This is a genomic window from Flavobacterium sp. CR10 (assembly GCF_055814415.1).
In genome coordinates this window covers 18,649-32,325 of the sequence record NZ_CP185985.1, presented here as the reverse complement: position 1 = coordinate 32,325, position 13,677 = coordinate 18,649, and the positions used below count along the sequence as shown (strand labels likewise).

Sequence of the window (13,677 nt, the reverse complement as noted above, 5' to 3'; positions counted from 1 at the left end):
AAACAGAGTCTCGTAGCTCAGCTGGTTAGAGTACTACACTGATAATGTAGGGGTCGGCAGTTCGAGTCTGCCCGGGACTACTTTTTAAAGCTTGAAGAGAAGGAAATTCTAGAGTTGAAGCGTTATGAATCTTAATTCATAATTCATAATTCACAATTCATCATTAGATTTGGGGGATTAGCTCAGCTGGCTAGAGCGCCTGCCTTGCACGCAGGAGGTCAACGGTTCGACTCCGTTATTCTCCACGAAGCTGCCGTAAAAACGGTAGGTAAAAGTTCATTGACATATTGGGATAAGAAAATAATAAGAAAGTAGAAAGCGTTTTTATCGGCAATGATAAAAACAAAAAAAACGGTCTTGTTCTAACAGGCAAGATTGGTGCAATAAGCAAAATAAGGGCGCATGGGGGATGCCTAGGCTCTCAGAGGCGATGAAGGACGTGATAAGCTGCGAAAAGCTGCGGGGACGGGCACACACCGATCGATCCGCAGGTATCCGAATGGGGCAACCCGCTATATTGAAGATATAGCACACCGATAGGTGGGCAAACCCGCTGAACTGAAACATCTAAGTAGGCGGAGGAGAAGAAAACAAAAGTGATTCCGTAAGTAGTGGCGAGCGAACGCGGATTAGCCCAAACCGGCATTGTTACGGCATTGCCGGGGTTGTAGGACCGCGACATTTCATGCGCAAGGAACCGGAAGCTTCTGGAAAGGAGCGCCATAGAGGGTGACAGCCCCGTATGGGCAACGAGCGTAATGGATAGCGGCATCCTGAGTAGGGCGGGGCACGTGAAACCCTGTCTGAATTCGGCGGGACCATCCGCTAAGGCTAAATACTCCTGAGAGACCGATAGTGAACCAGTACCGTGAGGGAAAGGTGAAAAGAACCGTGAATAACGGAGTGAAATAGATCCTGAAACCATGCGCCTACAAGCGGTCGGAGCCCTTTCGTGGGGTGACGGCGTGCCTTTTGCATAATGAGCCTACGAGTTAACGCTGCTGGCAAGGATAAGTGGTTAAGCCATGGATCCGCAGCGAAAGCGAGTCTGAATAGGGCGCTTTAGTCAGTAGTGTTAGACGCGAAACCGTGTGATCTACCCATGGGCAGGTTGAAGCTGTGGTAACACACAGTGGAGGACCGAACCGGTTGACGTTGAAAAGTCTTCGGATGACCTGTGGGTAGGGGTGAAAGGCCAATCAAACTCGGAAATAGCTCGTACTCCCCGAAATGCATTTAGGTGCAGCGCTGATAATAGTTATATAGAGGTAGAGCTACTGATTGGATGCGGGGGCTTCACCGCCTACCAATTCCTGACAAACTCCGAATGCTATATAATGTTTTGCAGCAGTGAGGGCTTGGGTGCTAAGGTCCAAGTCCGAGAGGGAAAGAACCCAGACCATCAGCTAAGGTCCCCAAATATATGCTAAGTTGAAAGAACGAGGTTTGTCTGCCCAGACAGCTAGGATGTTGGCTTGGAAGCAGCCATTCATTTAAAGAGTGCGTAACAGCTCACTAGTCGAGCGGACGAGCATGGATAATAATCGGGCATAAGCATATTACCGAAGCTATGGATTTGCATGTATGTGCAAGTGGTAGGGGAGCATTCTGACAGGGCTGAAGGTGTATCGTAAGGTATGCTGGACCGGTCAGAAAAGAAAATGTAGGCATAAGTAACGATAATGCGGGCGAGAAACCCGCACACCGAAAAACTAAGGTTTCCACAGCTATGCTAATCAGCTGTGGGTTAGTCTGGACCTAAGGCGAACCCGAAAGGGACAGTCGATGGCCAACGGGTTAATATTCCCGTACTTCTTATTGCTGTGATGGGGTGACGGAGTGATGAAAGCGCCGCGAACTGACGGAATAGTTCGTTAAAGCACCTAGCTATAGGCTCTCTAGGCAAATCCGGAGAGTTTGGTGAAATGCGATAGTACTCGGAGTCTTCGGACAAAGAGATAGTGCGCCTAAGGGCTTCCAAGAAAAACCTCTAAACTTCAGGCAGTAAGAACCAGTACCGTAAACCGACACAGGTAGTTGAGGAGAGAATCCTAAGGTGCTCGAGAGATTCATGGCTAAGGAATTAGGCAAAATAGACCTGTAACTTCGGGAGAAAGGTCGCCCCGAGCAATCGGGGCCGCAGTGAAGAGGTCCAGGCGACTGTTTATCAAAAACACAGGGCTCTGCAAAATCGCAAGATGAAGTATAGGGCCTGACACCTGCCCGGTGCTGGAAGGTTAAGAGGAGATGTTATCTTCGGAGAAGCATTGAATTGAAGCCCCAGTAAACGGCGGCCGTAACTATAACGGTCCTAAGGTAGCGAAATTCCTTGTCGGGTAAGTTCCGACCTGCACGAATGGTGTAACGATCTGGACACTGTCTCAGCCATGAGCTCGGTGAAATTGTAGTAACGGTGAAGATGCCGTTTACCCGCAGTGGGACGAAAAGACCCTGTGCACCTTTACTATAGCTTAGTATTGACCTTGGATAAATGATGTGTAGGATAGGTTGGAGACTGTGAAGTGGCGTCGCCAGGCGCTGTGGAGTCATTGTTGAAATACAACCCTTTGTTTATCTGAGGCCTAACCCCGTGTTGCGGGGGACAGTGCTTGGTGGGTAGTTTGACTGGGGTGGTCGCCTCCAAAAGAGTAACGGAGGCTTCTAAAGGTTCCCTCAGTACGCTTGGTAACCGTGCGTAGAGTGCAATGGCATAAGGGAGCTTGACTGAGAGACATACAGGTCGATCAGGTACGAAAGTAGAGCATAGTGATCCGGTGGTTCCGCATGGAAGGGCCATCGCTCAAAGGATAAAAGGTACGCCGGGGATAACAGGCTGATCTCCCCCAAGAGCTCATATCGACGGGGGGGTTTGGCACCTCGATGTCGGCTCGTCACATCCTGGGGCTGGAGAAGGTCCCAAGGGTTGGGCTGTTCGCCCATTAAAGTGGCACGCGAGCTGGGTTCAGAACGTCGTGAGACAGTTCGGTCTCTATCTACTGCGGGCGTTAGAAATTTGAGTGGATCTGATTCTAGTACGAGAGGACCGAATTGGACTAACCTCTAGTGTATCTGTTGTCCCGCCAGGGGCACCGCAGAGTAGCTACGTTGGGAAGGGATAAGCGCTGAAAGCATATAAGCGCGAAACCCACCACAAGATGAGATTTCTTTTAAGGATCGTGGAAGATGACCACGTTGATAGGCTACAGATGTAAAGGCAGTAATGTCACAGTCGAGTAGTACTAATAATCCGTAAGCTTATGCACAGACTTTTCCTCCCCGCCCTGCGGGGAGGAAGGAACTTTCTTAACTAGAAAAGCTTATTTGTTTCTTTATCCCAGTATGTTAAAATATTGTCTGATTGATCATTAACAATTCACAATTGATAAATAACAGTCGGAAGCTGCTTGCAGCGAATAGCCTTAAGGTGGTTATTGCGGCGGGGCTCACCTCTTCCCATCCCGAACAGAGAAGTTAAGCCCGCCTGCGCAGATGGTACTGCAGTCATGTGGGAGAGTATGTCGTCGCCTTTCTTTTAAGAATCCTCATCATTAATCTGATGGGGATTTTTTTGTTTTTGGAAAATAATATTGAAGCCGTGTGGGAGACACGGCAACTATGGGGCCGTCGCCTTTCTTTTAAGTCCTTCTCGATTTGTCGGGCAGGATTTTCTGCTTTCTGGCAGGTTTGCTTTGAAAATTTAACCGCAGAGAACTTAGTCGATGATTCTTCTTGAGAGTTATGAAGTATGTAAAGCTGTATGGAGATCCACATTAGGATTTAGCTGAAAAGAGTGCAATGAGTTTTATTTTGTAGTCCTTGCAAAGTGGTAAAGTTTGCAAAGTTTATTGAGGTGTAATTGAAGCTGAGAATTTTTAATTCTTTGAGTTTGGAATTTTGTCCCTAAGTTTTAGAATTAGAATTTCTTTTGAAAAATAAACTCTTCTTTATACAGGATCGCGTTAGGGATATAAGACGTATCATTTTGCTAAATGTTGCACTTCTAAAGCTTTTTTTGTAAAAGATTTAGCGGGCAGTCTGACTCGAAGGAAGCTCTCTATTAGTGTGCTTAAATATTTACTGCTTGTTGTTTTTGAAGACAATGTGTATGGTAATTTTTTTTGAATTTTATTTATACTCTTTTGAATTAAATTTCTTTTGGTTAATAATGTTTTATTTATGCGGGATTCTTCTGAATGGAGGGAGTGTTCTTTTTTGATGCTTGTATTTCCGTAAGCCTGGATAATGCTTTTCTCAAAAAAATATGGTATAGTCTGATTAGGTATGAAGGTGTCTAAAATAATTTTGCAATTAATTTTTGACAAATATTTTTCTGCATTGTTTATCTTTACTTTTGAGGTTAATTATGAATTGATAAAACTGGTCTTTTTTTCTGTGAAGATGTTTCTAGATATTGGATAACTGTCATGTTTTGGTTTTGTAAAAAAATGCAAAAACGAGTAGCAATTTCTTTATTGATGAATGTTATTTTAAATTTTGGATAGAAAGATGTTCAGATCTGTTTGTGTTTTAAAGAAAAAAGCAAAAGGATTTCCGCTTCTATCGGGGCTATGGCACCGGTTTCCAGAAGAAGCTTTCGGCTTTATTTGTCTTCTAAAAACGGCACTAAAGATTAAAAACGGCAGAAAAATGGCTTTCGCGCCTTAGCGTCTTTGCGGCAAAATAGCCCAAAGGACAGCAGAACGCAGAAAAATCCTTCAAGCGTTTAAAAAAACTTTAGTCTGTAAAGCATCCGTTGCCAGACAGTTAAGAAATAATCTGAAAAAAGATTGAAAAAAGTCTGGGAAAAGTGTTGGAAAAGCGGAAAAAGGCACTACTTTTGCACCCGCAACGGCGAAAAGCGCTCTTAGACATTCCGGCAGTCTGATCACATTTTAAGGAAAGAGATTTTCGAAAAAAAGATTGAAAAAAGCTTGCGGGAAAAGAAAAAGCTTTTTACATTTGCACCCCGCAAAACACGGAAGCTCATTGAAGGATTGGAAGAAAAACGGAAAAGATGAGGCGATAAGAAAGCTTCAAAAATTTTTCAAGTTTTTCTTGCGAGAAACAGAAAGAAGTTTTAGTTTTGCACCCGCTTTGAAACACAAGCGGAAAAAGAAAAAGACACGTTCGTAGACATATTGAATTGACAGCCGTTTTGAAAGAGATTTCAAAACAAAATAGAATAAGAGTAATGGAATCGAAAGATTTTTAAAAGAACCGATAGCAAGGCGTCGCATATACATTATTAAAATATACGATGAAGAGTTTGATCCTGGCTCAGGATGAACGCTAGCGGCAGGCTTAACACATGCAAGTCGAGGGGTAGAGTTCTTCGGAATTTGAGACCGGCGCACGGGTGCGTAACGCGTATGCAATCTGCCTTCCACAGAGGGATAGCCCAGAGAAATTTGGATTAATACCTCATAGCATAACCGGACCGCATGGTTCGGTTATTAAAGTCACAACGGTGGAAGATGAGCATGCGTCCCATTAGCTTGTTGGTAAGGTAACGGCTTACCAAGGCAACGATGGGTAGGGGTCCTGAGAGGGAGATCCCCCACACTGGTACTGAGACACGGACCAGACTCCTACGGGAGGCAGCAGTGAGGAATATTGGTCAATGGGCGCAAGCCTGAACCAGCCATGCCGCGTGCAGGATGACGGTCCTATGGATTGTAAACTGCTTTTGTACGGGAAGAAACACTCCTACGTGTAGGAGCCTGACGGTACCGTAAGAATAAGGATCGGCTAACTCCGTGCCAGCAGCCGCGGTAATACGGAGGATCCAAGCGTTATCCGGAATCATTGGGTTTAAAGGGTCTGTAGGCGGTCTTGTAAGTCAGTGGTGAAAGCCCATCGCTCAACGGTGGAACGGCCATTGATACTGCAGGACTTGAATTATTGGGAAGCAACTAGAATATGTAGTGTAGCGGTGAAATGCTTAGAGATTACATGGAATACCAATTGCGAAGGCAGGTTGCTACCAATGGATTGACGCTGATGGACGAAAGCGTGGGTAGCGAACAGGATTAGATACCCTGGTAGTCCACGCCGTAAACGATGGATACTAGCTGTTGGGGGCAACTTCAGTGGCTAAGCGAAAGTGATAAGTATCCCACCTGGGGAGTACGAACGCAAGTTTGAAACTCAAAGGAATTGACGGGGGCCCGCACAAGCGGTGGAGCATGTGGTTTAATTCGATGATACGCGAGGAACCTTACCAAGGCTTAAATGCAGACTGACCGATTTGGAAACAGATCTTTCGCAAGACAGTTTACAAGGTGCTGCATGGTTGTCGTCAGCTCGTGCCGTGAGGTGTCAGGTTAAGTCCTATAACGAGCGCAACCCCTGTTGTTAGTTGCCAGCGAGTAGTGTCGGGAACTCTAACAAGACTGCCAGTGCAAACTGTGAGGAAGGTGGGGATGACGTCAAATCATCACGGCCCTTACGCCTTGGGCTACACACGTGCTACAATGGCCGGTACAGAGAGCAGCCACCCCGCGAGGGGGAGCGAATCTATAAAGCCGGTCACAGTTCGGATCGGAGTCTGCAACTCGACTCCGTGAAGCTGGAATCGCTAGTAATCGGATATCAGCCATGATCCGGTGAATACGTTCCCGGGCCTTGTACACACCGCCCGTCAAGCCATGGAAGCTGGGGGTGCCTGAAGTCGGTGACCGCAAGGAGCTGCCTAGGGTAAAACTGGTAACTAGGGCTAAGTCGTAACAAGGTAGCCGTACCGGAAGGTGCGGCTGGAACACCTCCTTTCTAGAGCCCAAAGTGTTAGCCGGAAGGCACGCTTGGGAAATAAGATGCCTGTTTTAGGTTTTGGATCGTGAAATTGCATTACTCTTGCTGTTAATTTAAAGAAATAAACTTTTAAGTAAAAAAAAACAGAGTCTCGTAGCTCAGCTGGTTAGAGTACTACACTGATAATGTAGGGGTCGGCAGTTCGAGTCTGCCCGGGACTACTTTTTAAAGCTTGAAGAGAAGGAAATTCTAGAGTTGAAGCGTTATGAATCTTAATTCATAATTCATAATTCACAATTCATCATTAGATTTGGGGGATTAGCTCAGCTGGCTAGAGCGCCTGCCTTGCACGCAGGAGGTCAACGGTTCGACTCCGTTATTCTCCACGAAGCTGCCGTAAAAACGGTAGGTAAAAGTTCATTGACATATTGGGATAAGAAAATAATAAGAAAGTAGAAAGCGTTTTTATCGGCAATGATAAAAACAAAAAAAACGGTCTTGTTCTAACAGGCAAGATTGGTGCAATAAGCAAAATAAGGGCGCATGGGGGATGCCTAGGCTCTCAGAGGCGATGAAGGACGTGATAAGCTGCGAAAAGCTGCGGGGACGGGCACACACCGATCGATCCGCAGGTATCCGAATGGGGCAACCCGCTATATTGAAGATATAGCACACCGATAGGTGGGCAAACCCGCTGAACTGAAACATCTAAGTAGGCGGAGGAGAAGAAAACAAAAGTGATTCCGTAAGTAGTGGCGAGCGAACGCGGATTAGCCCAAACCGGCATTGTTACGGCATTGCCGGGGTTGTAGGACCGCGACATTTCATGCGCAAGGAACCGGAAGCTTCTGGAAAGGAGCGCCATAGAGGGTGACAGCCCCGTATGGGCAACGAGCGTAATGGATAGCGGCATCCTGAGTAGGGCGGGGCACGTGAAACCCTGTCTGAATTCGGCGGGACCATCCGCTAAGGCTAAATACTCCTGAGAGACCGATAGTGAACCAGTACCGTGAGGGAAAGGTGAAAAGAACCGTGAATAACGGAGTGAAATAGATCCTGAAACCATGCGCCTACAAGCGGTCGGAGCCCTTTCGTGGGGTGACGGCGTGCCTTTTGCATAATGAGCCTACGAGTTAACGCTGCTGGCAAGGATAAGTGGTTAAGCCATGGATCCGCAGCGAAAGCGAGTCTGAATAGGGCGCTTTAGTCAGTAGTGTTAGACGCGAAACCGTGTGATCTACCCATGGGCAGGTTGAAGCTGTGGTAACACACAGTGGAGGACCGAACCGGTTGACGTTGAAAAGTCTTCGGATGACCTGTGGGTAGGGGTGAAAGGCCAATCAAACTCGGAAATAGCTCGTACTCCCCGAAATGCATTTAGGTGCAGCGCTGATAATAGTTATATAGAGGTAGAGCTACTGATTGGATGCGGGGGCTTCACCGCCTACCAATTCCTGACAAACTCCGAATGCTATATAATGTTTTGCAGCAGTGAGGGCTTGGGTGCTAAGGTCCAAGTCCGAGAGGGAAAGAACCCAGACCATCAGCTAAGGTCCCCAAATATATGCTAAGTTGAAAGAACGAGGTTTGTCTGCCCAGACAGCTAGGATGTTGGCTTGGAAGCAGCCATTCATTTAAAGAGTGCGTAACAGCTCACTAGTCGAGCGGACGAGCATGGATAATAATCGGGCATAAGCATATTACCGAAGCTATGGATTTGCATGTATGTGCAAGTGGTAGGGGAGCATTCTGACAGGGCTGAAGGTGTATCGTAAGGTATGCTGGACCGGTCAGAAAAGAAAATGTAGGCATAAGTAACGATAATGCGGGCGAGAAACCCGCACACCGAAAAACTAAGGTTTCCACAGCTATGCTAATCAGCTGTGGGTTAGTCTGGACCTAAGGCGAACCCGAAAGGGACAGTCGATGGCCAACGGGTTAATATTCCCGTACTTCTTATTGCTGTGATGGGGTGACGGAGTGATGAAAGCGCCGCGAACTGACGGAATAGTTCGTTAAAGCACCTAGCTATAGGCTCTCTAGGCAAATCCGGAGAGTTTGGTGAAATGCGATAGTACTCGGAGTCTTCGGACAAAGAGATAGTGCGCCTAAGGGCTTCCAAGAAAAACCTCTAAACTTCAGGCAGTAAGAACCAGTACCGTAAACCGACACAGGTAGTTGAGGAGAGAATCCTAAGGTGCTCGAGAGATTCATGGCTAAGGAATTAGGCAAAATAGACCTGTAACTTCGGGAGAAAGGTCGCCCCGAGCAATCGGGGCCGCAGTGAAGAGGTCCAGGCGACTGTTTATCAAAAACACAGGGCTCTGCAAAATCGCAAGATGAAGTATAGGGCCTGACACCTGCCCGGTGCTGGAAGGTTAAGAGGAGATGTTATCTTCGGAGAAGCATTGAATTGAAGCCCCAGTAAACGGCGGCCGTAACTATAACGGTCCTAAGGTAGCGAAATTCCTTGTCGGGTAAGTTCCGACCTGCACGAATGGTGTAACGATCTGGACACTGTCTCAGCCATGAGCTCGGTGAAATTGTAGTAACGGTGAAGATGCCGTTTACCCGCAGTGGGACGAAAAGACCCTGTGCACCTTTACTATAGCTTAGTATTGACCTTGGATAAATGATGTGTAGGATAGGTTGGAGACTGTGAAGTGGCGTCGCCAGGCGCTGTGGAGTCATTGTTGAAATACAACCCTTTGTTTATCTGAGGCCTAACCCCGTGTTGCGGGGGACAGTGCTTGGTGGGTAGTTTGACTGGGGTGGTCGCCTCCAAAAGAGTAACGGAGGCTTCTAAAGGTTCCCTCAGTACGCTTGGTAACCGTGCGTAGAGTGCAATGGCATAAGGGAGCTTGACTGAGAGACATACAGGTCGATCAGGTACGAAAGTAGAGCATAGTGATCCGGTGGTTCCGCATGGAAGGGCCATCGCTCAAAGGATAAAAGGTACGCCGGGGATAACAGGCTGATCTCCCCCAAGAGCTCATATCGACGGGGGGGTTTGGCACCTCGATGTCGGCTCGTCACATCCTGGGGCTGGAGAAGGTCCCAAGGGTTGGGCTGTTCGCCCATTAAAGTGGCACGCGAGCTGGGTTCAGAACGTCGTGAGACAGTTCGGTCTCTATCTACTGCGGGCGTTAGAAATTTGAGTGGATCTGATTCTAGTACGAGAGGACCGAATTGGACTAACCTCTAGTGTATCTGTTGTCCCGCCAGGGGCACCGCAGAGTAGCTACGTTGGGAAGGGATAAGCGCTGAAAGCATATAAGCGCGAAACCCACCACAAGATGAGATTTCTTTTAAGGATCGTGGAAGATGACCACGTTGATAGGCTACAGATGTAAAGGCAGTAATGTCACAGTCGAGTAGTACTAATAATCCGTAAGCTTATGCACAGACTTTTCCTCCCCGCCCTGCGGGGAGGAAGGAACTTTCTTAACTAGAAAAGCTTATTTGTTTCTTTATCCCAGTATGTTAAAATATTGTCTGATTGATCATTAACAATTCACAATTGATAATTAACAGTCGGAAGCTGCTTGCAGCGAATAGCCTTAAGGTGGTTATTGCGGCGGGGCTCACCTCTTCCCATCCCGAACAGAGAAGTTAAGCCCGCCTGCGCAGATGGTACTGCATTATTGTGGGAGAGTATGTCGTCGCCTTTCTTTTGAAAACCCTATCCAATTCGGATAGGGTTTTCTGTTTTTATATGATTTTGAAAAAAGCTGCCTCAAGATTGGATGACGGGTTCAGATTAGCCTGAAGCCGCGTTAGTGATGGAAGCGGCATCCTTTTGCGGGACACGCAGAGCCTCATTTTCCCTGTCGCTCCTCCCGCAAAAGATACAGCGGACAGCACGGCCCGAAGGGAAACGCCATAAGCATCTGCAGTCTTGAGTCTATAAGTGTTAAATTATAGTCAATTGTTGACGGTTAAATATTGATACTTTAGACTTTTTGAATTTGAATGAGTATTTTTGTGTTTAAATTACTTTTTAAATATGAAGAAAAATATTTTATTGTTAGCACTTCTAGCTGTTACAGGTTTGAGTGCGCAACAACGTCCAAAGTTAGTAGTGGGTATAGTTGTAGATCAAATGAAAATGGAATATTTATATCGCTTTTCAGATGATTTTTCTCCTAACGGCTTTAAAAGATTAATGAATGATGGATTTACTTTCCAGAATATGCATTACAATTATATGCCAACTTACACTGCTCCTGGACACGCTTCAATCTACACAGGTACGACTCCAGCGACTCACGGAATTGTTGGTAACGAATGGTTTAGCAGAACACTTGGTAAAGAAACGTACTGTACTGATGATGCCGGTGTTAAAACAGTAGGTGATGGTACAGCAGAAGAAGGCGCGATGTCTCCAAAAAACCTTCAAAGTACTACAATTACAGATGAAGTTAGAATGGCAACTAATTTTACTGGAAAAGTTATTGGACTAAGCTTAAAAGATAGAGGTGCTATATTACCAGCAGGACATTTTGCTAACTGGGCATTCTGGTATAGTAAAACAGGTTCTTTTATTTCTAGTACTTTTTATGGTGAAAAACTGCCAGAATGGGTTACAGAATTCAATAATGAAAAAAACTACTTAAAATATATTAATAAAGGATGGGATTTGTATAAGCCTGCTTCGGTTTATAACGAAAGTCTTCCAGATAATAACCCATACGAAGGTAAACTATATGGAAGTGCTGCTCCTGTTTTTCCGTATGATTTAAAATCAATGTATGAGAAGAACGACGCTGGAATTATTAGAGCAACTCCTTTTGGTAACGATTTATTAGCTGAATTTGCAAAAAGAGCTATTGAGAAAGAAGAATTAGGTAAAGATAATATTACTGACTTCTTAACAGTTAGTTTTTCTTCTACAGACTATGTGGGACACTTACTTGGTCCAAGATCTATGGAGCTTCAAGATACTTACTTGAGATTGGATCAAACGATTGCTGATTTTTTAGCATATCTTGATAAAACAGTTGGTAAGGGTAATTATTTACTTTTCTTAACAGCGGACCATGCTGGCGCAGAAAATGTAATCTATTTGAAAGATCGTAAATATAATGTAGATAATTATCCTTCTAAAGAGGTTAAGAAAAGCTTGCAGGATTTCTCTACTAAGACATTTGGTGTAGATTTGATTCAAAATTACTCAAACTTTAATGTTTTCTTCAATAAGCAAATTATTAAAGACAAGAAATTAGATCTTGATAAAGTTAAAGATGCTTTTAAAAAGTTTTTAATTACTCAACCACAAGTTAAAAAAGTTTATACAGAAGAAGAAGTTTTAGCTAACGCTGGAAATGATTATGCTCTTAATTTTGTTGCAAAAGGTTATGATGTTACACAAAATGGTGATTTAGTTATTGTAGATAAACCTGGAATGATAGAATATACACCAACAGGTACATCACATGGCACTATTTATAGCTACGATACGCACGTTCCAGCTATTTTCTACGGTTGGCACATCAAAAAAGGTGAATCGTATGAGAAAAAAGCGATTACGGAAATTGCTCCAACAATTGCTCAAAAAATTAAAGTTACTTTTCCAAATGGAACCGAGGCAAAAGTTATGACTGAAGTTCTTGACAATAAAAAATAAAATATAGTAATATTTTGAAAAGCCTGTCTTCGTGACAGGTTTTTTTATGCCATAAAAAAAGGCTTTTCAATTAAGAAAAGCCTTCTTGTAATAGTGATTTAGTAAGCACTTATATAAGTATTAGCACTATGCGTTTGCTAATACTATTTCTTCGTTAAAAGGAAGATTCCAAGCTTCTGCAACTCCTTTGTAAAGGATTTTTCCATTAGCTACGTTCAATCCTTTTTTCAATTCTTCATTTTCTGCACAAGCTTTTTCCCATCCTTTGTTTGCTAATTGTACAGCATATGGTAAAGTTGCGTTTGTTAATGCTAAAGTAGAAGTGTAAGGAACAGCTCCCGGCATATTAGCTACACAGTAGTGAACGATATCGTCAATAATGAATGTTGGGTTTTCATGAGTTGTTGGAGTACAAGTTTCAATACAACCTCCTTGGTCAACAGCTACGTCAACAACAACAGTTCCTGGGCGCATTAATTTAAGCATATCACGAGTGATTAAGTGAGGTGCTTTTGCTCCTGGAATTAAAACTGCTCCAACAATTAAGTCAGCATCTTTAATTGCTCTTGTAATGTTGTAGTGGTTAGACATTTCTGTGTTTACGTTTGCTGGCATGATGTCATCTAATTGACGTAAACGTGGTAAGCTTAAGTCCATGATAGTAACTTGAGCACCTAAACCAGCAGCCATTTTAGCAGCTTGAGTTCCTACAATTCCTCCACCTAAAACTAATACTTTAGCTGGCGGTACACCTGGAACACCTCCTAAAAGAATTCCTCTTCCTTTTAATGGTTTTTCAAGGTATTTTGCCCCTTGTTGGATTGCCATACGACCAGCAACCTCAGACATTGGAACTAATAAAGGTAAGCTTCTATCTGTTTTTTCAACAGTTTCATATGCTAAACATACAGCTCCTTTTTCTAACATTGCATGTGTCAATTCTTCTGAAGATGCAAAGTGGAAGTAAGTAAATAATAATTGATCTTTTTTAATCAATGGATATTCTGAAGCAATTGGCTCTTTTACTTTGATGATCATTTCTGCAATAGCATAAACTTCTTCAATAGTTGGTAAAACAACCGCACCAGCTTCAGCATATTCTGCGTCAGCGAAACCGCTTCCTAAACCAGCAGTAGATTGAACATACACTGTATGTCCGTGTTTTTTCATTTCAGAAACACCTGCAGGAGTTAAAGCAACTCTATTTTCGTTATTTTTTATTTCTTTAGGAACACCTATTATCATTTTGTTATATTTTTTTGTTTTTATTGAAATTGTTTTACAAATCTACAGATAGCGAA

2 protein-coding genes, 4 tRNA genes and 5 rRNA genes are annotated in these 13,677 nt (G+C 44.2%); 10 read left to right on the top strand and 1 reads right to left on the bottom strand.

Features of this window, described 5'->3' with window-relative positions:
• Nucleotides 1-6: 6 nt before the first annotated feature.
• From ACNRYB_RS00145 to pafA, 10 genes are all read left to right on the top strand, one after another.
• Nucleotides 7-80: transfer RNA gene (locus tag ACNRYB_RS00145), tRNA-Ile, on the top strand.
• A 91-nt stretch (nt 81-171) separates the two neighbouring features.
• A tRNA-Ala gene (locus ACNRYB_RS00140) sits at nt 172-245 on the top strand.
• Nucleotides 246-380: 135 nt separating this feature from the next.
• Nucleotides 381-3,263: ribosomal RNA gene (locus ACNRYB_RS00135) — 23S ribosomal RNA — on the top strand.
• 157 nt (nt 3,264-3,420) lie between these two features.
• Nucleotides 3,421-3,530, top strand: a 5S ribosomal RNA gene (gene rrf / locus ACNRYB_RS00130).
• A gap of 1,724 nt (nt 3,531-5,254) precedes the next feature.
• Nucleotides 5,255-6,768 (top strand): 16S ribosomal RNA (locus ACNRYB_RS00125).
• Between the two features lie 129 nt (nt 6,769-6,897).
• Nucleotides 6,898-6,971, top strand: a tRNA-Ile gene (locus ACNRYB_RS00120).
• 91 nt (nt 6,972-7,062) lie between these two features.
• Nucleotides 7,063-7,136, top strand: a tRNA-Ala gene (locus ACNRYB_RS00115).
• A 135-nt stretch (nt 7,137-7,271) separates the two neighbouring features.
• A 23S ribosomal RNA gene (locus tag ACNRYB_RS00110) occupies nt 7,272-10,154 on the top strand.
• A gap of 157 nt (nt 10,155-10,311) precedes the next feature.
• Nucleotides 10,312-10,421, top strand: a 5S ribosomal RNA gene (gene rrf, locus ACNRYB_RS00105).
• The 16S, 23S and 5S rRNA genes sit together here with 4 tRNA genes alongside, the layout of an rRNA operon.
• A 335-nt stretch (nt 10,422-10,756) precedes the next feature.
• Nucleotides 10,757-12,376: an alkaline phosphatase PafA gene (pafA, locus tag ACNRYB_RS00100; RefSeq protein ID WP_473728909.1), complete on the top strand. Its 1,620-nt coding sequence runs from the start codon at nt 10,757-10,759 to the stop codon at nt 12,374-12,376.
• 126 nt (nt 12,377-12,502) lie between these two features.
• On the opposite strand, the gene ald is transcribed toward pafA, so the two are convergent.
• Nucleotides 12,503-13,621 (bottom strand): alanine dehydrogenase, encoded by a 1,119-nt coding sequence (ald, locus tag ACNRYB_RS00095; protein ID WP_177212328.1) that lies wholly within the window; start codon nt 13,619-13,621, stop codon nt 12,503-12,505.
• Nucleotides 13,622-13,677: the final 56 nt, after the last annotated feature.

Coding starts and splice junctions, on each gene's coding strand:
- ald (WP_177212328.1), bottom strand. CDS start 13,621: ATGATAATAGGTGTTCCTAAAGAAATAAAAAATAACGAAAATAGAGTT.
- pafA (WP_473728909.1), top strand. CDS start 10,757: ATGAAGAAAAATATTTTATTGTTAGCACTTCTAGCTGTTACAGGTTTG.